Genomic DNA, 17,686 nt, shown 5'->3' with positions numbered 1-17,686 from the left:
GTCCCCTTCCTCTTCGCGCTCCGGGTCCTCGGGGCGGCCGGGCTGGTGGTCTGGCCCTGGGTCCCCGCCGGCCCCATCCGTTTCCGGGCTGCCGGCCACGCCGGGCCCCGGTCCCGGGACGAATGACCGCTTTGCTCCCGGCATCGCCACCGTCCACACACATCCTCCCTGCTCAGGGTCTTGCCGCCGCCCGTGATGCCTGGTCTCCTGTACGACCGGTGTGCAGACGGCGCCCCGCCGCATCACGGCCCTCCGGCCCCGGTGACGCGGGGCCATCAGGAGAGGCGAACGACGTGGACTCGGTGGCTGGGCAGGACACGCGCAGGCCGCTGCCCGAGGGACTGGGCGCGGCGATACACGGGACCGCCGAGGAGATCGCCGCACTGCTGCGGCCCGAGGCCGACATGGCACGCCCGATCCCCGGCGCGACCTGGACGGTCGGCCAGGCGGCCGCGCACCTGGCCCTGGCCAACGAGCTGATGGCGCGGATAGCGGAGGGCCGGCCGCGCCCCTACGGGGACGGCACCCCGCAGAGTCTCGCCGAGGCCAACGAACGGTCGCTCGCGGAGTTCACGGAGCGCCGGGCGGAACCGCTGGCCGCGATGATCGTCGAACAGGCCGGTGCCTGCGCCGAGGCTCTGGAGAAGGGCTCCCTTGAGGGACCCGTGGTCACTCCGCTGGGCTCGATGAGCCCGAGCGAACTCGGCGCCTACCTGCTCACGCACATGCTCGGCCACGGTTACGACCTCGCCCGCGCCCTGGGGCGCCCGCACATGATCGACCGGTCCCGGGCCGCGCTGACCCTGCCGTTCCTCCTCAGGGCGATGCCGCGCGTGGCCGAACCGCGCAACACCGCCGGCATGAACGCCCGTTATGCCGTGCGTCTGTGGGGCGGCGGCGCCTTCGGGGTGACACTGACCGACGGCGTGGTGACCGTCGACGAAGAGCCGGCGGCCCGCCCGGACTGCACCATCTCGATCGAGCCGGTCACCTTCCTGCTGATGGCGCTCGGCCGCCAGGGACAGGTCGCCCCCATCCTCCGCGGCCGCATCCTCGTCCGCGGCCGCAAGCCCTGGCTCGCGCCCCGCTTCCCCGGCCTGTTCACCGCCCCCTGAGCACCCGGGCCTCGGTCCACGCCGGGCCCGGGGGTGTCAGCCGAGCCTGCGGTCCAGGTTGAAGGCCGCGCTGATCAGGGCGAGATGGGTGAAGGCCTGCGGGAAGTTGCCGACCTGCTCTCCGGTGTGGCCGATCTCCTCCGCGTACAGGCCGAGGTGGTTGGCGTAGGTGAGCATCTTCTCGAAGGCGAGCCTGGCCTCGTCGAGCCGGCCCGCCCGGGTGAGGGCCTCCACGTACCAGAAGGAGCAGATCGAGAAGGTGCCCTCCTCGCCCTTGAGGCCGTCGGGGCTGGTCTGCGGGTCGTAGCGGTAGACGAGCGAGTCGGAGACCAGGTCCTCCCCCAGTGCGTCGAGGGTGGCGAGCCACTTCGGGTCGGTCGGGGAGATGAACTTCCCGAGCGGCATCATCAGCAGCGACGCGTCGAGGACGTCGCTGTTCTCGAACTGGGTGAAGGCGTTGCGCTCCTTCGACCAGCCCCGGCTCATGATGCGCTGGTAGATCGCGTCCCGGGCGTCACCCCAGCGCAGCACGTCGGCGGGCAGACCGCGGTGCCGGGCCAGCCGCATGGCGCGTTCGATGGCCACCCAGCACATGACACGGGAGTAGAGGAAGGGCTTGCGGCCACCTCGGGTCTCCCACACGCCCTCGTCGGGCTGGTCCCAGTGCTCGCACACCCAGTCGACCAGTCCCCGGATGTTGTCCCAGTGCGCGCTGGACAGGGGCTGCCCCCACTTGTCGTAGAGGTAGAGGCAGTCGATCAGGGCGCCGTAGATGTCCAGCTGGAGCTGGCCGACGGCGCCGTTGCCGATCCGCACGGGGGCGGAGCCGCGATAGCCCTCAAGATGGGACAGCTCCTGTTCGGGCAGGTCACGGCGCCCGTCGATGCCGTACATGATCTGCAAGGGTCCGTCCGGTCCGACGTCCTCCGGTACGTCCGTCTGGACGTACTCGGACAGGAAGCCCATGAAGGCCTCGGCCTCGTCGGTGAAGCCGAGGCGCAGCAGGGCGTACACGCAGAAGGCCGCGTCACGGATCCACACGTAGCGGTAGTCCCAGTTGCGCTCGCCGCCTATCCGTTCGGGCAGGCTGGTGGTCGGCGCGGCGATGATGGCGCCCGTGGGGGCGTACGTGAGGAGTTTCAGGGTGAGGGCGGAGCGGTGGACCATCTCCCGCCAGCGGCCCCGGTAGCGCGACCGCGACAGCCAGTGCCGCCAGTAGCGCACGGTGGCCTTGAAGTCCCGCTCGGCCTCCGTCACCGCGCAGAACCGCGGGGCCACCTCGTCGGTGATCCGGTCCAGGGCGAAGACCGCCGTCTCCCCCTCGCTCAGCTTGAACAGCGACCACACGTCCTGCCCAGCGACCTCGATCGGCACCGTGGAGGTGAGGGCCAGTCTGAGCGCGGGCGTCGAGAAGACGGCCTGGCCCGATTCGACGTGCACGGTGTGCGGGACCGTCCCATAGGCGAAGCGGGGGGCCACGCGCGCGCGAAAGGGCAGGGTTCCGCGGACGCACACCACGCGGCGGATCAGGCGGTGCCTGGCGGCCTCGCGGGACTCGTCGACGACCGGCATGAAGTCCTGGATCTCCCCGACCCCGTCGTCCGCGAAGAACCGGGTGATCAGCACGTTCGTGTCCGGGAAGTAGAACTGTTTCGTCCGCGCCGGGACGTCCGCCGCGAGCTCGAAGCAGCCGCCCCGGTCGGCGTCGAGGATCGAGGCGAAGACGCTGGGCGCGTCGAAGCGCTGGCAGCAGTACCAGTCGATGGTCCCGTCGGTGCCGACCAGGGCCGCGCTGCGCAGGTCGCCGATCAGGCCGTGGTCGGCGATCGGCAGATAGCGGGGAGAGCCCGTGCCGTACGGGCCACCGGGCGCCCCGAGGGGTCCGTCCCCGGCTCCGACATGTGTGTCAGCCATACCGGCCTCCTCCGGGCCGTCACCCGAGCCTCCCCCTCCGCTCCAGGCTAACCACTCCTGCGCGGTCAGGGGGGTCGGGCGCTCGGACAGGGGGCAGGGCTCGGGGCGCGGGGCTCGAGGCTTGAGGCTTCAGGGCTTGAGGCTCAGTGCTTGAGCACGACCTTGGCCGCGACGATGGTCAGGCCGAGGGCCAGGTTCACGAAGCCCTCGGCGACGACCAGGCCGCGGGAGGCGCCGGCGCGGGCGGCACCGAGGCAGGCCCACATGACCTGCTGGGCAACCGAGACGGCCAGGGCGATCCACAGGCCCGTGTTCACGCTCATCCCGAACACCGCGCTGAGGGCGACGGCGACGGCGGGGAGGGTGGCCGCCTCGACGATGGACCACTCGTGCGCTCCGATCCGGCGGATCTGACGCAGGGACCAGGGCCGGCCCACCATGCGCTCCCCGGCGCTCTGCGCGTACACATGGGTCGCCCAGAACACCAGTCCGGTGATCTCCAGCAGCACGACGGCCTGGAGCCGCGGGTAGTCGCCCGTGGTTCCGGCCGTGGCCACCACGGATGCGGCCAGGATCGAGCCGTAGATGGCGCCCGCGTAGTCGGTTCGGTGCTTGGCCGGCCGGACCGCGCCTTCTCCGTCCTCGGGCGGGACGCTGGAGCCACTCACGCGCTAACCGTAGGCGGACGCGCGGGTCCACGCCCGACGGGTGGGCCGTACGGGGCCGGGCCCTCGTGGGCATGCGGCCGGAGAGGAGGCGGCGGAGGGCCTCAGCCGGTGTCGCCGCTGTCCCCGGAGCAGCGGGCCCCGGCCGACGCCACCGCTCTCGCGGGAGCAGCCGGCCTCAGCCGGTGTCGCCGCTCTCGCGGGAGGCGGCCGGGCGGAAGCACGCCGTGACCGTCTTGCCGTGCCGCTGGCACTTCGTGCCCCACTCGTCGGCGAGCATCCCCACGATGCCCACCCCGCGTCCGGACACCGCTCCCGGCTCCGGCTCGCGCCGGAGCGGCAGCGTGGGGTCGTCGTCGTGGACGCTCACATGCAGGCAGTCGCCGTCCCAGGTGAGGACGAGACGCGCGTCGCTGCGGGCGTGGATGTGGGCGTTGGTGAGCAGCTCGGACACCGTCAGCACGACGGCGTCCACCGTCTCGGGTTCGTCCCCCGTCCACGCCAGGGACTCCAGTTGCCGCCGGGTCCAGCGCCGTCCGGCACCCACTCCTCCGGAGACCGGGAACGAGTGCGCCCAGCCCATCGCCTTGACCGCCATCGCCCGACCTCGCTTCCGTCCGTACCCCTGGTGTCCTTCCGTACGGCCCGCCTACCCGCGAACCCGGGGACAAGTCCATGCCGGGGCACGAACGAACTCCACGTATGGGCGAACTCGTACGCGAAAGGAACAACAGGCCAACTGGGTCCGTACTATCTGTAAGCCGGGGCATACGCATCATCTGCGGCCGCCCAGCCATGCAGCCCGGTCCGACACCAACACGCCCTGCCTCACGGCACCTTCCCGGTGTGTTCCTGTGCCGGCCGCGCGCGGAAGAAAGGTCCCATCGTGCCCGACACCAAGACTTCCACCGGCCTGACCTCGCAGTACACGGCCCAGGTGGTCGCCGACCTGGAGCGCAACGCCAAGGAGCAGGAGCGCGTCGGCGCGGAAATGGAGGCGTTGCAGGAGCAGTTGAACGCCCTGCGGCACGACCACGCCGTCCTGACGAACCTTCAGCAGGCACTCGGGGCCACCACCGCGCCCGCCGCCGACCCCGAGCCCGAGGCGGCGGCCTCGGTGCCCCGCCAGAAGGCTTCCGCCAAGCCCGCGGCGGACGGGTCCGCTCGGGGCAAGCCGGGCGAGGCCAAGTCCCGGGACGGCAAGTCCGCCGCCGAGAAGACCGTCGACGGTAAGCCCCTCGGCGGCAAGGCCGCCGGTGGCAAGGCCGCCGGTGACACGTCCGACAGCGCCACATCCGCCGCCGGCAAGTCCGCCCGAGGCAAGTCCGTCGTCGGAAGGTCCGCCGGGTCCAGGCGCGTGCGCGGCAGGAAGGCCGACAGCGGCAAGGCCCCCGCGGCACGGACGTCCGCGGCCGCCAAGTCCGCGTCCACGCCCGGCTCGGCACAGCCCACCCTCGTCGACCTCATCCGCCGCTACCTCACGGAGCAGCGGGAACCGCGGTCCGCGGCGGAGGTGTCGACGGCGCTGGGCCAGACCCATCCCGAGCGCCGCATCCAGACCAACGTCGTACGGACGACCCTGGAGAACCTCGTGGCCAGGAGCCATGCCCACCGCGCCAAGCAGGGCACGTCGGTGTTCTACACGGCCGTCGACGCCGAGGAGCCCTCGGTGCCTTCGGCGGCCTCGGAGTCCTCGGTGCCGTCGGCCGGTGCCCGACAGCCGGTGAAGGGCGAGGCCAAGGTGAAGGCGGAGGCGAGCACCGCGGGCGCCTAGACACCTCGACCCCGGTTCGCTGTACGGGACTTGTCCGTCCTGCGGTCAAGTCGGTGCCACGGCCGCGGCGTTCGCGCCGCGGCCCGCCACCACAACCGGCCACCGCGGGGCATCACAGGGGGGCGCCGCAGCGAGACGTCACCGCAGGGTGTCGCAGCGGGACGCCGCAGTGAGGGGCATCGCGGCCGGACGCCGCGGTGAGGGGCATCGCGGCCGGACGCCGCGGTGGAGTGCCGCTCAGGCGGTCACCTTGGCGATGAAAGCCGCGAGGTTGACCACGGTCCGCCGGATCTTCTCCTCCATGGTCAGCGACTCGTGCATCCGCCCGCCCATGCCCGCGTCCTTCTTCCCTCGCACGTACAGCGAACAGGCGAGATCGCTGCAGATGTAGGCGCCGACCGAGTTGCCCTGCTGCCCGGCCTTGCCCGCCCTGGGCGCGACCATGAGCGAGACGCCTCCCGTGTGGGTGGTCACACACATGGAACACATGCTGCGCCGCATCTGCCCCACGGCCGCGGTGGGACAGCGCAGCGCGAGGCCCTTCAGACCGTCGTCCAGTTCGGCCACGACATAGGCACGGTCGGGCGCCTGGGGGTCCCGCCAGCCGAGGTAGTCGAGGTCGTCCCAGGGCCGCTCGGGCAGGTCGCGCGGGACGGAGAGGCGCTTCGCCTCACCCTTGGTGCAGTTCACGAACGCTGCACGGATCTCTTGCTCGGTCAACGGCTTCATAAGCATCACGGTAATTTGCCTAAACACTTTAGGCAAATGCATAATCGGTTACGCCAAGGACGAGGAAGGGCAGGTGGGCGATGGGGCGTGCGGGACTGAATGCCGAACGCCTGACGCGGGCGGGGGCGGAACTGGCCGACGAGGTCGGCTTCGACCAGGTGACCGTCTCGGCGCTGGCCAGGCTGTTCGACGTCAAGGTGGCGAGCCTCTACTCGCATGTGAAGAACTCCCAGGACCTCAGGACCCGGATCGCGCTGCTGGCCCTGGACGAACTCGCCGAGAGGGGCGCCGCCGCGCTGGCCGGAAGGGCCGGACGGGACGCCCTGACCGCCTTCGCGAACGTCTACCGCGACTACGCGCGGGAACACCCCGGACGGTACGCCGCCGCGCAGCTGCGGCTCGACCCGGAGACGGCGGCGGCGAGCGCGGGCGTCAAGCACGCGCTGATGATGCGGGCGATCCTGCGGGGCTACGACCTCACCGAACCGGACGAGACACATGCGGTCCGGATGCTGGGCGCCATGTTCCACGGCTATGTGAGCCTGGAGGCGAGTGGAGGATTCAGCCACAGCGCCCCCGACTCGGGCGCGAGCTGGGCGCGTGTGCTCGACGCCCTCGACGCGCTGCTGCGGAACTGGCCCGCACCCGAGTAGGTCCGGCGGTTCCGCCCGGCGCGGGACCCGGTGGGGGCGTCAGGCGCCAGGGCGCCCCTGGGGGTGCCCCCGGGCGTCGGGGCCACCCCCTTCACTGTCCCGTCCCGGCCGGGAGGACTCAGCGGTAGTCGGGGTTCGGGGCGTCGGGACGGCAGCCCGCGTCCCACCGCGAACGCTGGTTGCCGTGCGCCGGGATGCCTCCCGAGCGCTTCAGCAGGGCCGCCATGTGCATCAGGTTCCACGTCATGAACGTGGTGTTGCGGTTGGTGAAGTCGTTCTCGGGGCCGCCCGACCCCGGGTCCAGGTACGAAGGCCCGGGTCCCGCCGGACCGATCCATCCCGCGTCGGCCTGCGGCGGGATGGTGTAGCCGAGGTGCTGGAGGCTGTAGAGGAGATTCATCGCGCAGTGCTTCACACCGTCCTCGTTGCCGGTGATCAGACAGCCGCCGACACGCCCGTAATACGCGTACTGCCCGTCGGAGTTGAGCACTCCCGAGCCGCTGTAGAGACGTTCGACGACCCGCTTGGTCACCGAGCTGTTGTCCCCGAGCCAGATCGGCCCGGCCAGCACGAGGATGTCCGCGGCCATCACCCGCTCCTGGACGGCCGGCCAGTCGTCGGTGGCGAAGCCGTGCTCGGTCATGTCCGGGTAGACACCCGGCGCGATGTCGTGGTCGACGGCGCGGACGACCTCGACGGTGACCCCTTGCTCCTCCATGATCGCGCTGCTCTTGTCCACCAGTCCCTCGGTGTGGCTCAGCTCGGGTGCCGGTTTCAGGGTGCAGTTGATGAACAGCGCGCGCAGGTCTTCGAAGCGGTACGCGTCGTCGGCTGCCGAGGGCGACGGTGACTCGGTCACGGGGGACTCCTTCGTGCGGGGCTGCGGCGGTGAGGGCCGGGGCACGGACGCGGCCCGGTCCCGGGTGCCGTCGACGTGCCCGGGAGCAGCGTCCCCCGTGGACCCCGGCTTGTCCCCGAACGACGCACGGAAACCCGTCGCCCGGGGGGCGCGAGGGCGCGTGGCCCGCCGTTCGGGTGCGCGCCGTACGGCCTACACGGTCCCGTGCGCGGTGCCCGCCACGGGCCGCGTGCACGCCGGCGGCGCTTGTCCACAGCCCCGGCGGCGCGGTGCGGCCGACGTCTATGGTGGTGGTCGTGACGACGACTGAACGATGGGAACTCGGCGGCGACTTGAGCGTCGCGCGCATCGGCTACGGCACGATGAAGCTGACCGGCTGGCCCAGAGGCGAGCGGCCGGACCGTGACACCTCGCTGGGCATCCTGCGCCGGGCCGTGGAGCTCGGGGTGAACCACATCGACACCTCGTACTACTACGCGCGGGACGGCGTCTCGGCGAACGAGCTGATCCGGGCGGCGCTGCACCCGTATCCGGACGACCTGGTGATCGTGACCAAGGTGGGCGCGCTGGTCGAGGGCGCCGACATCACCCTGCCCGAGGCGGAGAAGACGGGCCTGACCCCCGACAACCTGCGCCGCGGTGTCGAGGCGAACCTCACCTCGCTCGGCCTGGACCGGATGGACGTGGTGAACCTCCGGATGGGCGACGTCGGCGCGGCCACCACCGCGTCCCTCGCCGGGCCCCTGGAGACGCTGCTCGCGCTGCGCGACGAGGGCCTGATCCGGCACATCGGCGTGTCCAACATCTCGGCCGACGAGTTCGCCGAGGCCCGCAAGATCGCGCCGATCGCCTGTGTGCAGAACCTCTACAACCTCGCCCAGCGCGACGACGATCCCCTCGTCGACGCCTGCGCCGAGGCCGGTGTCGCCTACGTCCCGTTCTTCCCGGTCGGCGGCTTCCAGCCGGTCACCGCCGAGCACCTGCAGTCCGTGGCCGCGCGCCACGGCGCGACCACGCCGCAGGTGGCCCTGGCCTGGCTGCTGGCCCGGTCGCCCGGCATCCTCCTCATCCCCGGCACCGGCTCCCTCGCGCACCTGGAGGAGAACATCGCCGCCGGAACACTCGAACTGACCGCGCGGGACCTCGCCGAACTGGGGTGACGGCCGCCACGCGATCCGGCCCGCGCCGCCTGCAACCGAAGCGGCCCCGATCGTGTCTCAGCACACGGCTGGAGCGCGCGGGGACCGGAATGCCCCACGCGCTCCACGCCTCGGGGAGGCATGGGTCATGAGCACATGGGCGGTACCGGGCTACACCGAGTCCCGCGAGCTCGGTTCGGGGGCGAGCGGACGCGTCGCGCTGGCCGTTCACGAGGGGACCGGCCATCCGGTCGCGGTCAAGTACCTCAGTGAGTCGCTGCGCACGCGGCCGGGCTTCGTCCAGGAGTTCCGGGCCGAGGCACGGCTGCTCGGCGGGCTGCGCAGCGACCACGTGGCCGGTCTCTACGAGTACGTGGAGGGGCCCGAGGGCGCGGCCATCGTGATGGAGCTGGTGGACGGCGTGTCCCTGCGGACGGTGCTCGCCGGGCAGGCCCCCCTGGAACCGGAGGCCGCTCTCGTCCTCCTCAAGGGCTCGCTGCTCGGGCTCTCCGACGCCCACCGCCTCGGCGTGGTCCACCGCGACTACAAGCCGGAGAACGTGCTCGTCCGTCCCGACGGCACCTCGAAGCTCGTCGACTTCGGGATCGCCGCCACCGACGGCACCACGGCCGGCATCGCGGGCACCCCCTCGTACATGGCTCCCGAGCAGTGGACCGGCGCGCCCGCCTCCCCGGCGGCGGACGTGTACGCGGCGACGGCGACGTTCTTCGAGTGCCTGACCGGACGCAAGCCGTACACGGGCGAGAACCTGGCCGAGCTCGCCCTCCAGCACGTGGACGGGGCCATCCCCGCCGACGAGGTCCCCGAACCGGTGCGCGGCCTCGTCCTGCGGGGCCTCGCCAAGGCGCCCGAGGAACGGCCGGCGCACGCCGAGGACTTCGTCGCCGAGCTGGAGGCGACGGCTGGCGGCGCGTACGGCGCGGACTGGGAGGAGCGGGGCCGCCGGCGGCTCGCGGCGCTCGCGGCCCTGTCGCTGCTGCTGCTCCCCTCCACCCCCGCCGTGCCGCGGCACGCCACGGACACGGCGCGCACGGTCCTCGGCGGCGCGCCCGACTGGCTGCGGGCCTGGCGGCCGAGCCTGCGCGGACTGCTCGTCGCCGGGGCCGCCCTCGTCGCCGCCCTGCTGCTGACGTACGGCATCGACCGACACGCCCCGGACTTCGGCACGCCCCGCGGGGCCGCGGAGGCACTGGCGACCACCAGCGCGCAGCCGGCCGGCGACAGCGGCCCCACGGCGACGGCCGGACCCGGCACACCGACGCCGTCCGCCTCGCCGTCCCTGTCGGCCCCGGGCACGCCCTCCGCCTCGGCCACGGACGCGACCTCGCAGCCGTCCGCGTCGGCGCCCACGACCGCGGACCCGTCCCCTTCGGCCACCGTGGCCCCTCCGACGCCGCCCGCCACGGTGACGGCCGAGCCGACCACGGCGTCGCCGTCGCCCAGCATCACCGTCGGCGTCAAGTCCGTGGCGTTCAGCGGCTTCCGTCAGACGGGCAACGCGACGGCAGCGGCGACGGTCACCGTCACCACCGACGGAACCGGACCGGTCACGATCACGGTCGCGTGGTTCACCGGCGAGGTCAGCGGCCAGGCCGGGACCCAGGACGGGGCCGCGGACACGTACCGGCGCAGCGGTTCGACCCAGTACACGATCGCCCTCGACCACACGTTCCAGGGCACGGGCTGCTACTGGGGCGTCCAGGCCCACACCCAGCCGGCCTCCGCCGACGGCGGCGCCTGGCAGCAGCTTCTGACCCGGCGGTGCACCCTGACATGAGCGGCAACTCCGGCGCCCCGGGCGCCTCCTCCAACGACGACGAGTACAGCGCGACCGTGCTGGCCAGCCACTGGATCCAGCGGCCCGAGTCCTCCGAGACGCTCGCCCTCACCGGCGGTCCCGAGACGCTCGTCCTGTCCGGCGCCACGGCCGGGGAGACCCGGCCCGACCGGGTCGAGGGCACGCTGCTGCGCTTCGGTCCCGGCGTGAACGCCGACACCATGCGCCGGGTGGGCGAGGTTCCCCCGGCCGCTCCGGTGCGCCGGCGGACCTGGCGGCGGCACGCGCTGCCGGCCCTGGTGCTGCTGCTCGTCGTCGCGTTCCTCCTGTGGCACCGCGCCGGCCCCTCCCTCGGGGTGGAGGACGTCACGGTCACCACCGCGTCGCCCTCCCCCGCCTGCGGCGAGACGGCCGACATCACGGGCACGGTCACCACCAACGGCAGGCCCGGTGAACTCACGTACCGCTGGGTCCGCAGCGACGGCACCTCGTCGAAGGTCCTGCACGAGGACCTGACGCACAACCAGAAGCGTGCGGTGCTGCACCTGCTGTGGACGTTCCAGGGCGACGGCCGTTACGCGGCCCGTGCCGAGCTGCACCTGCTGTCGCCCGTGCGCCGCACGGTCTCGGCGGAGCTCACGTACCAGTGCCCGTGACGGAGACCGGCGGCGTCAGGCGCCCGACGGCGTGCAGCCGCTCAGGCCGGTGACGTAGTTCAGCTGGGGGCCGTAGCCGGCGAAGGTGGCGATCCCCTGGGGGGCCAGGGTGCGGCACGGGGCGTCCTGCCCGTCGGTGTACCGGACGGTGACGTCCACGGTGGTGTCGCAGTCGTCGACGACGGTCGTGTAGCGCCAGTCGCTGTAGTAGTGGACACAGTCCGGGACGGGGGCCGGGTCGGGGGCCGGGTCGGTGACGTCGGCGGCGCGGACGCCCCGGCCGGCGTCCAGGGCCGTGGCGGGCGCGCCGGCGGCGCCGAGCAGGCCCAGGACGGCGACGGACAGCCCGAGAGCCGTCCGGAACCCGTGCGGATGTACGAAGCGGCTGCTGGTGACCATGGAGGCGTCCTTCACGTCGGCGGGCGCGGCGGCCGTGGAGCCGCGGCGCGTGCCACCTTGCAACGCCTGCAAGAGTTGCGCAAAGTCATGCAACATCTTTCAGTCGCTGGTGAACCCTCAACCGACTCGTCGCTGTTCGGGAGAATGCCCCGGTACGGACCGTGTGGCCGCCTCCGGCCCGGGATGGCCCGTGTTCGCCCGAACACGGGCCCCGCGGGACGGACCGGGGCCGTGTGCGAGCGGGTCGCGGTCAGCCGCGAGATCTGCCCTGGTCCCTGCGGCCCTGCCGCGGCTGGGGGCGGCCCCGTCCGGCGGCGCGGCGGCGCGACGGCGCCGGGGGCGCGTCCGCGCTGTTGAAGCCGGGTCCGCTCGGGGCGCTGAAGCCGCCGGGAACCGCGGGAGCGGCGACCGGGGCACCGGCGGGGGCCGGCGGGGTGGTGGGCGAGGAGGGCGGGCGGGTGCGGGGCAGCGCACGGCCCAGAACGCGGGTGTGCGTCATCAGCGGGGCGCAGGAGGCGCAGACCTCCATGAGCGTCCACACCTGGGCAATGGCCGGATCATGACGCAGCACCAGCAGCACACTGCCCATGCAGTGCACCTGGCTGCCCTCGTGGGACGCGCACTGCGACTGCCGGCAGGCACAGGCGGCGTCCGCGTGGACGGTGGCGGCGCGGGCGTGCGCGCCGACATGGGCCTCGGCGAAGCGGCGCAGCGCGGCGAGGTCGCGGGACCGCGGCGGCATGGCGCAGGGCGAGGAGCAGGTGACGGACGCGGTGCGGTCGGCGTGGCCGGAGATGCGGACGGTCCACGTGCGTCCCGGACGTCGCGCGGCAGGTGATTCGGAGTGTGGGAGGTCCAAGACCGGCAGTCCTTCGGCAGTGGGATGTTCGCGCAGATGCGCATGGAGTTTCTTTACCCGCGCGGGCCGGTCCGTCATTCACCGGTGGGCCGCGAGCGTGCTCGAATCTACGAGCGATGGCGTGCGCGGGCCCGGACTGCTGTCGCGCGGGGTTGCGATCTTCCCACAGCGGCGGATCGGACGAGTTCGACCCGCCTGGGGCCCTGAGGATAACCCCGCCGTGACGTGCGGGTACTGGGGGGTGGGAGAAGTCTGTTCCCACGGTGCGGACCCGCCCGGTCAGCGCCCGGGGCGGCCGCCCGTGATCCGGCTCCACAGGGATCGGGTCGCCCCGAACCCGGTCTCATGGGCCCACACATGGGTGCAGGACGGACATTGCAGGTGGAGCACGCTTCCGGCGCTGGAGAGCAGATAGCGCCAGTGGACGGAACACGACCGCCGCTGCTCGCACGCCGCGCAGCCGCGGCTGTCGGCGCAGTTCGGGCAGGCCACCCAGGCGCGGCGGCCGATGTCCGCCTGCGGGTCAAGCGGCAGCACGGCCGTCTCCGCGCCGGGGCAGCACGCCGGCCGCGACGAGGTCGTCGTAGACGCGCTGCTGCCCTTCGTCGAGACCGGAGTACAGCAGTGCGTAGGCGGCCTCCTCCTGGCGCATCACCTCCAGGGGATCCCAGTCGGGACCGAGGACGGCCAGGACCTGGGCCTGCCGCTGGACCTCCTGGGCGGTGAGGTCGACGGTGAACTCGACCAGCCCGGGGGCGTCCGGCACGGGGTGCGGGGCACCGGCTTCGCCCGGGCCGTCGGGGCCGGTGGGAAGCGGGGGAATTCGTGGGGCCATGAGGGAGAACTTAGGAATGCCTCTCTTCCCGGGACAAGAGGAGGTGCGCGAAGTCACAGCAGGCCAGGGCCGTGACAGCGAGCCTCGCACCGAACCGGCGGCCGGTCCGCGAGGGCCTGACGGGGCGCGCACGGCCGGTCCGCAAGGGCCTGACGGGGCCCCCGCTGCCGGTCGCGAGGGCCTGCCGGGGCGCGCGCAGCCGGCCCGCGGGGGCCGAACGAGAGGCCCGCGACCGGGAGGCCGTCCACGCATCCCCCACATCTCCCCCATCCGTTGATCACACCATCGGTATGCTCCTGGAGCTTCATCCGTATCACCGAGGGGGGATTCCTCATGCGTATCCGCACCGCCCTGGCCGTCTGCGCCGCCGCTGCCGGCACGTTCGCCGCCGTCGCCACGGCGCCGGCCCAGGCCACGGAGTACTCGTCCGCGCTGAAGATCAAGGGCGTCCAGTACGACGCGCCCGGCCGGGACTCCAACAGCTGCTCCAGCGGCAACACCCGGGACGAGTACCTGACGATCAAGAACTACTCGTCGAGCACGACCGTCAACCTGAAGGGTTACGTCGTCAAGGACGCCACGGGCAACACGTTCAGGTTCCCGGCGAACCACTACCTGGAGCCCGGCGACTACATCAAGCTCCGCGGCGGCCACGGCACCGACTCGGACGCCGGCAACGTCGTCTACCGCCAGAACTGCAACTTCATCTGGAACAACGACAAGGACACGATCTACCTGTACAAGTCCTCCGGCGCCCGCGCGGACGTGCACAAGTACACCAAGTCGGCGAACGACCGCGACGGCAACGGGTACATCTCGTACCACGGCTGAGCCTGGGCCCCGGTCCGTGGTTCGCCCGATCGGACCACGGACCAGGGGGTGTTGATGCGGGCCGGGCGGCACAGAATGGCTCGGAGCCGACCCGAGGAGCATCCATGATCTTCATCACCGTCAAGTTCAGCGTCCGTCCCGAGTCCGCCGAGAAGTGGCCGGAGATCACCGCCGACTTCACGGCGGCCACACGCGCCGAGCCCGGCTGCCTGTGGTTCGACTGGTCCCGCAGCCTCGACGACCCGACGGAGTACGTCCTGGTCGAGGCCTTCCGCGACGACGAGGCCGGGGCGTCCCACGTCCAGTCCGCGCACTTCAAGGCCGCCCAGCAGAGCCTGCCGCGCCATCTGACGGCGACACCGCGCATCGTGAACGTGAAGCTCCCCCAGGACGACTGGTCGCTCCTGGGGGAGATGGTCGTCGAGTAGCGGTCCCGGAGCGGCACTACGAACCGGCGCGGGCCACGACCCTCGGGACGACGAGGTTGTGGAAGGGCTGGATGGCCTTGAAGTACAGGTGTCCGGCCCGCCGGTGGTAGCGCACGACCGTGGTGCACACGCCTTCCGGACCCGTGGCCCCCTCGCGTACGGCGAAGGAGGTGCGGAAGTCCAGGTGCTTGTCGTCGTCGCCGGCGAGCACCTCGTCGTCGGAGACCGTCAGGACCCGGAAGGGGCCGAGCCGCGCTCCGGGTTCGACCCGGATCTCGCCGGGGGCGATGCGCTTCTGGACGTGCAGCCCGAACGGTGCCATCAGTTTGTCCCGCACGGTCAGCAGGCCGTGTACCCAGTCCGGCGTCCCGGCCAGCACCGTCCGGGCGAAGTCCGGGGCGCTGGTTCCCGGGGCCAGGTCCACCGCGACCGCGTCGACGTGATCGCATCCGCCCAGACTCGCCACCGCCGCGTCCACGACGGGTGCGACGCTCCTGCGTACGCGCGTTCCTGTCCTGTGCCCCATGATCCGTCCCGTTCCCTCGTACCCGTGGTCGCGACTCCTGTGCGCGGCCACACAGTTGTCATCGACCGTATCGCCGGATCAGGTTCGGTCCCTGGTTCGCCTACGCGGCGATTTCGGCCTCGGCCGTCCATGTGATGTCCGGGGGGACGACACGGGCGCAGCGCGGGTTGCCGTGGGAGTCGGTCAGGCCCAGGCGGCCGACGAGGAGGCCCTCGTGGGCGGCCGCGGTGAGGACGTCGGCGGGGACGGCGTCGAGCATCAGTTTGGCCCGGCGGAACATGCTGAAGACGCCCGCCTCGTCGACGGTGCCCCACGAGAGGTAGATGAACCGGTGCCCCAGGCGGTACTGCACATAGGGGCCCGTCAGCTCCAGGCCCTCCGGCGAGGGAGCGGCCGCGCACGGGAGGGTCCAGGTCGCGGACGCGCCGTCGCCCGGCTGGGGGTCGAGGAGTTCGGCCGGACGGTCACGGCGCTGCACCGCCAAGTGGATGTTGTCGTACGCCGCGCCCGTGCCGCGCCCCTCGGGGGCCGGGCAGGTGCGTCCGGGCAGGTCGTCGGCGTCGATACGGATGTGCATAGGGCCATCATCCCGCCGAACCGCCTGGGGACTCCCCCCGGCCCCCGAGCACTTCGGGCTGGCGCCCGCGCGGGGCCGGCGTCCGAGGCCGGCGCCCGTGCGAGGCCGATGCCCGAGGCCGGCGTCCGAGGCCGGCCCGTCAGGTCAACGCCCGGGCGCCGGCGGGCGAAACGGTCCGCGAAGCGGCGGGCGGCGCCGTGTCAGGGACGACGGCGCCGCGGCCGTGGCCTCAGCCGGACAGGGCCGCCGAGACCACCGCCTTCGCCTCGTCCTGCACCCGGCGCAGGTGATCGGTTCCGAGGAACGACTCCGCGTAGATCTTGTAGACGTCCTCGGTGCCCGAGGGACGGGCCGCGAACCAGGCGTTCTCGGTGGTCACCTTGATGCCGCCGATGGGCGCGCCGTTGCCGGGTGCCTCGGTGAGGACCGCGGTGACCGGCTCGCCGGCGAGGGTGTCGGTGGTGATCTGCGCGGGCGAGAGCTTGGCCAGCAGGGCCTTCTCCTCGCGCGACGCCGGGGCGTCGATGCGTTCGTAGGCGGGTTGACCGAAGCGCTCGGTGAGCCCGGCGTAGTGCTCGGAGGGCGTCTTCCCCGTCGCTCCGGTGATCTCGGAGGCGAGCAGGGCCAGGATGATGCCGTCCTTGTCGGTGGTCCACACCGAGCCGTCGCGGCGCAGGAAGGAGGCGCCCGCCGACTCCTCCCCGCCGAACCCGAGGGAGCCGTCGACCAGCCCGTCCACGAACCACTTGAAGCCGACGGGCACCTCGACCAGACGGCGGCCGAGATCGGCGGCGACCCGGTCGATCATCCCGGACGACACCAGGGTCTTGCCGATCCCGGTCCCGGCGGGCCAGCGGTCCCGGTGGGAGTAGAGATAGGCGATGGCGGCGGCGAGATAGTGGTTGGGGTTCATGAGGCCGCCGTCCGGGGTGACGATCCCGTGGCGGTCGGCGTCGGCGTCGTTGCCGGTGGAGATCTGGAAACGGTCGCGCCGCTCGATCAGCGAGGCCATCGCGTAGGGCGAGGAGCAGTCCATGCGGATCTTGCCGTCCCAGTCCAGCGTCATGAACCGCCAGGTGGGGTCGGTGAGCGGGTTGACCACGGTCAGGTCGAGCGCGTGCTGTTCGGCGATGCGCCCCCAGTAGGCGACCGAGGCCCCGCCCAGCGGGTCGGCGCCGATGCGGACCCCGGCGTCGCGGATCGCGTCCAGGTCCAGCACCTGCGGCAGATCGGCCACGTAGGTGCCGAGGAAGTCGTACCTGCCGGTGCCCGGTGCGGCGAGCGCCCGGGTGTAGGGGACGCGCCGTACGTCCTTGAGGCCGTCCCTGATGAGTTCGTTGGCCCGGTCCTGGATCCAGGAGGTCGCCTCCGAACCCGCCGGACCGCCGTTCGGCGGGTTGTATTTGAAGCCGCCGTCGGCGGGCGGATTGTGGGAGGGGGTGACCACCACCCCGTCGGCAAGGCCCGAGAACCGCCCGCGGTTGTACGTGAGGATGGCGTGCGACACCGCCGGAGTGGGCGTGTAGCCGTCCGCGCTGTCCAGGAGCACGGTGACGTCGTTGGCCGCGAACACCTCAAGGGCGGTGACCCTGGCCGGTTCCGAGAGCGCGTGGCTGTCGGCGCCCAGGAACAGCGGCCCGTCGGTGCCCTGGCTCTGCCGGTACTCGCAGATGGCCTGGCTCGTGGCGGCGATGTGGTCCTCGTTGAACGCGGTCGCCAGGGACGAGCCGCGGTGTCCCGACGTACCGAAGGCGACGCGCTGGCCGGGTTCGGCCGGGTCGGGGTGGAGCGCGTAGTACGCGGTGACCAACCGGGCCACGTCGACGAGGTCCTCGGGGCCCGCCGGACGGCCCGCTCGCTCGTGCTGCATCTACCCGCACCTCCGTGTCGCTGGTTCATCGCTGCTGGTCCCATCCTTCCCCACGGAGC

20 protein-coding genes are annotated in these 17,686 nt (G+C 72.4%); 8 read left to right on the top strand and 12 right to left on the bottom strand.

Going from position 1 to position 17,686, the window contains the following annotated elements; all coding sequences use genetic code 11:
* Positions 1 to 293 precede the first annotated feature (293 nt).
* Positions 294 to 1,115, top strand: a complete 822-nt coding sequence (locus ACFWI4_RS03445; RefSeq protein WP_387190421.1) for a maleylpyruvate isomerase family mycothiol-dependent enzyme — start codon at positions 294 to 296, stop codon at positions 1,113 to 1,115.
* A 36-nt stretch (positions 1,116 to 1,151) separates the two neighbouring features.
* On the opposite strand, the gene ACFWI4_RS03440 is transcribed toward ACFWI4_RS03445, so the two are convergent.
* The 3 genes from ACFWI4_RS03440 to ACFWI4_RS03430 all read right to left on the bottom strand — a co-directional run bounded on the left by ACFWI4_RS03440 (position 1,152) and on the right by ACFWI4_RS03430 (position 4,292).
* A complete protein-coding gene (locus ACFWI4_RS03440) occupies positions 1,152 to 3,029 on the bottom strand; it encodes a glycoside hydrolase family 15 protein (protein WP_387190419.1) in 1,878 nt (625 codons plus the stop codon).
* 143 nt (positions 3,030 to 3,172) lie between these two features.
* Positions 3,173 to 3,697, bottom strand: a complete 525-nt coding sequence (locus tag ACFWI4_RS03435; RefSeq protein WP_385392981.1) for a hypothetical protein — start codon at positions 3,695 to 3,697, stop codon at positions 3,173 to 3,175.
* A 175-nt stretch (positions 3,698 to 3,872) separates the two neighbouring features.
* Positions 3,873 to 4,292: an ATP-binding protein gene (locus tag ACFWI4_RS03430; RefSeq protein ID WP_387190416.1), complete on the bottom strand. Its 420-nt coding sequence runs from the start codon at positions 4,290 to 4,292 to the stop codon at positions 3,873 to 3,875.
* Positions 4,293 to 4,580: 288 nt separating this feature from the next.
* Here ACFWI4_RS03430 and ACFWI4_RS03425 point away from each other — a divergent pair, with 288 nt between their 5' ends.
* Positions 4,581 to 5,468, top strand: a complete 888-nt coding sequence (locus ACFWI4_RS03425) for a hypothetical protein (protein ID WP_387190412.1) — start codon at positions 4,581 to 4,583, stop codon at positions 5,466 to 5,468.
* Between the two features lie 237 nt (positions 5,469 to 5,705).
* Here ACFWI4_RS03425 and ACFWI4_RS03420 read toward each other — a convergent pair whose 3' ends face one another.
* Entirely contained in the window at positions 5,706 to 6,197 is a 492-nt protein-coding gene (locus tag ACFWI4_RS03420; protein ID WP_387190409.1) for an FBP domain-containing protein, read from the bottom strand.
* 80 nt (positions 6,198 to 6,277) lie between these two features.
* Between ACFWI4_RS03420 and ACFWI4_RS03415 the strand changes: the two genes are divergently transcribed.
* Positions 6,278 to 6,850, top strand: a complete 573-nt coding sequence (locus ACFWI4_RS03415; RefSeq protein ID WP_387190407.1) for a TetR/AcrR family transcriptional regulator — start codon at positions 6,278 to 6,280, stop codon at positions 6,848 to 6,850.
* Positions 6,851 to 6,968: 118 nt separating this feature from the next.
* Here ACFWI4_RS03415 and ACFWI4_RS03410 read toward each other — a convergent pair whose 3' ends face one another.
* Positions 6,969 to 7,709, bottom strand: a complete 741-nt coding sequence (locus ACFWI4_RS03410) for a flavodoxin family protein (RefSeq protein WP_387190403.1) — start codon at positions 7,707 to 7,709, stop codon at positions 6,969 to 6,971.
* 284 nt (positions 7,710 to 7,993) lie between these two features.
* On the opposite strand from ACFWI4_RS03410, the gene ACFWI4_RS03405 reads away from it, so the two are divergent.
* From ACFWI4_RS03405 to ACFWI4_RS03395, 3 genes are all read left to right on the top strand, one after another.
* Entirely contained in the window at positions 7,994 to 8,869 is an 876-nt protein-coding gene (locus ACFWI4_RS03405) for an oxidoreductase (RefSeq protein WP_387190401.1), read from the top strand.
* Between the two features lie 127 nt (positions 8,870 to 8,996).
* A complete protein-coding gene (locus ACFWI4_RS03400) occupies positions 8,997 to 10,646 on the top strand; it encodes a protein kinase (protein WP_387190399.1) in 1,650 nt (549 codons plus the stop codon).
* On the top strand, positions 10,643 to 11,302 hold the full coding sequence (locus ACFWI4_RS03395; protein ID WP_387190397.1) for a hypothetical protein: 660 nt from the start codon (positions 10,643 to 10,645) through the stop codon (positions 11,300 to 11,302). Before ACFWI4_RS03400 ends, ACFWI4_RS03395 begins: the two co-directional genes overlap by 4 nt.
* Positions 11,303 to 11,317: 15 nt before the next feature.
* Here the strand turns inward: ACFWI4_RS03395 and ACFWI4_RS03390 are convergent, their stop codons facing one another.
* The 4 genes from ACFWI4_RS03390 to ACFWI4_RS03375 all read right to left on the bottom strand — a co-directional run bounded on the left by ACFWI4_RS03390 (position 11,318) and on the right by ACFWI4_RS03375 (position 13,395).
* Positions 11,318 to 11,764 carry a hypothetical protein gene (locus tag ACFWI4_RS03390; RefSeq protein ID WP_387190395.1) on the bottom strand — a complete coding sequence of 149 codons (447 nt, stop codon included), beginning with the start codon at positions 11,762 to 11,764 and terminating at the stop codon, positions 11,318 to 11,320.
* Between the two features lie 187 nt (positions 11,765 to 11,951).
* Positions 11,952 to 12,560 (bottom strand): hypothetical protein, encoded by a 609-nt coding sequence (locus ACFWI4_RS03385; protein WP_387190393.1) that lies wholly within the window; start codon positions 12,558 to 12,560, stop codon positions 11,952 to 11,954.
* A 279-nt stretch (positions 12,561 to 12,839) separates the two neighbouring features.
* Positions 12,840 to 13,097, bottom strand: coding sequence for a hypothetical protein (locus ACFWI4_RS03380; RefSeq protein ID WP_387190391.1), 258 nt, complete (start codon positions 13,095 to 13,097; stop codon positions 12,840 to 12,842).
* Positions 13,084 to 13,395, bottom strand: a complete 312-nt coding sequence (locus ACFWI4_RS03375) for a DUF6400 family protein (protein WP_387190389.1) — start codon at positions 13,393 to 13,395, stop codon at positions 13,084 to 13,086. The genes ACFWI4_RS03380 and ACFWI4_RS03375 overlap by 14 nt, the downstream gene beginning before the upstream one ends.
* A gap of 333 nt (positions 13,396 to 13,728) precedes the next feature.
* Between ACFWI4_RS03375 and ACFWI4_RS03370 the strand changes: the two genes are divergently transcribed.
* Entirely contained in the window at positions 13,729 to 14,226 is a 498-nt protein-coding gene (locus ACFWI4_RS03370) for a lamin tail domain-containing protein (protein ID WP_387190387.1), read from the top strand.
* 104 nt (positions 14,227 to 14,330) lie between these two features.
* Positions 14,331 to 14,654 carry a putative quinol monooxygenase gene (locus ACFWI4_RS03365; protein WP_385392946.1) on the top strand — a complete coding sequence of 108 codons (324 nt, stop codon included), beginning with the start codon at positions 14,331 to 14,333 and terminating at the stop codon, positions 14,652 to 14,654.
* A 16-nt stretch (positions 14,655 to 14,670) separates the two neighbouring features.
* On the opposite strand, the gene ACFWI4_RS03360 is transcribed toward ACFWI4_RS03365, so the two are convergent.
* The 3 genes from ACFWI4_RS03360 to pgm all read right to left on the bottom strand — a co-directional run bounded on the left by ACFWI4_RS03360 (position 14,671) and on the right by pgm (position 17,627).
* Positions 14,671 to 15,180, bottom strand: a complete 510-nt coding sequence (locus ACFWI4_RS03360) for a DUF2867 domain-containing protein (protein ID WP_387190384.1) — start codon at positions 15,178 to 15,180, stop codon at positions 14,671 to 14,673.
* Positions 15,181 to 15,280: 100 nt separating this feature from the next.
* Positions 15,281 to 15,757 (bottom strand): DUF5990 family protein, encoded by a 477-nt coding sequence (locus ACFWI4_RS03355; protein ID WP_387190382.1) that lies wholly within the window; start codon positions 15,755 to 15,757, stop codon positions 15,281 to 15,283.
* Positions 15,758 to 15,986: 229 nt separating this feature from the next.
* On the bottom strand, positions 15,987 to 17,627 hold the full coding sequence (gene pgm / locus ACFWI4_RS03350) for a phosphoglucomutase (alpha-D-glucose-1,6-bisphosphate-dependent) (protein WP_387190379.1): 1,641 nt from the start codon (positions 17,625 to 17,627) through the stop codon (positions 15,987 to 15,989).
* Between the last annotated feature and the right edge of the window lie 59 nt (positions 17,628 to 17,686).

It is taken from the genome of Streptomyces sp. NPDC127038, from assembly GCF_042725875.1.
Taxonomy (GTDB): Bacteria; Actinomycetota; Actinomycetes; order Streptomycetales; family Streptomycetaceae; genus Streptomyces.
Note: the sequence above shows the minus strand (reverse complement) of the source record. Positions and strands in the feature narration are given on the sequence as shown.

Coding starts and splice junctions, on each gene's coding strand:
- ACFWI4_RS03440 (WP_387190419.1), bottom strand. CDS start 3,029: ATGGCTGACACACATGTCGGAGCCGGGGACGGACCCCTCGGGGCGCCC.
- ACFWI4_RS03430 (WP_387190416.1), bottom strand. CDS start 4,292: ATGGCGGTCAAGGCGATGGGCTGGGCGCACTCGTTCCCGGTCTCCGGA.
- ACFWI4_RS03420 (WP_387190409.1), bottom strand. CDS start 6,197: ATGAAGCCGTTGACCGAGCAAGAGATCCGTGCAGCGTTCGTGAACTGC.
- ACFWI4_RS03415 (WP_387190407.1), top strand. CDS start 6,278: ATGGGGCGTGCGGGACTGAATGCCGAACGCCTGACGCGGGCGGGGGCG.
- ACFWI4_RS03405 (WP_387190401.1), top strand. CDS start 7,994: ATGGTGGTGGTCGTGACGACGACTGAACGATGGGAACTCGGCGGCGAC.
- ACFWI4_RS03400 (WP_387190399.1), top strand. CDS start 8,997: ATGAGCACATGGGCGGTACCGGGCTACACCGAGTCCCGCGAGCTCGGT.
- ACFWI4_RS03395 (WP_387190397.1), top strand. CDS start 10,643: ATGAGCGGCAACTCCGGCGCCCCGGGCGCCTCCTCCAACGACGACGAG.
- ACFWI4_RS03375 (WP_387190389.1), bottom strand. CDS start 13,395: ATGGCCCCACGAATTCCCCCGCTTCCCACCGGCCCCGACGGCCCGGGC.
- ACFWI4_RS03370 (WP_387190387.1), top strand. CDS start 13,729: ATGCGTATCCGCACCGCCCTGGCCGTCTGCGCCGCCGCTGCCGGCACG.
- ACFWI4_RS03365 (WP_385392946.1), top strand. CDS start 14,331: ATGATCTTCATCACCGTCAAGTTCAGCGTCCGTCCCGAGTCCGCCGAG.
- ACFWI4_RS03360 (WP_387190384.1), bottom strand. CDS start 15,180: ATGGGGCACAGGACAGGAACGCGCGTACGCAGGAGCGTCGCACCCGTC.
- ACFWI4_RS03355 (WP_387190382.1), bottom strand. CDS start 15,757: ATGCACATCCGTATCGACGCCGACGACCTGCCCGGACGCACCTGCCCG.
- pgm (WP_387190379.1), bottom strand. CDS start 17,627: ATGCAGCACGAGCGAGCGGGCCGTCCGGCGGGCCCCGAGGACCTCGTC.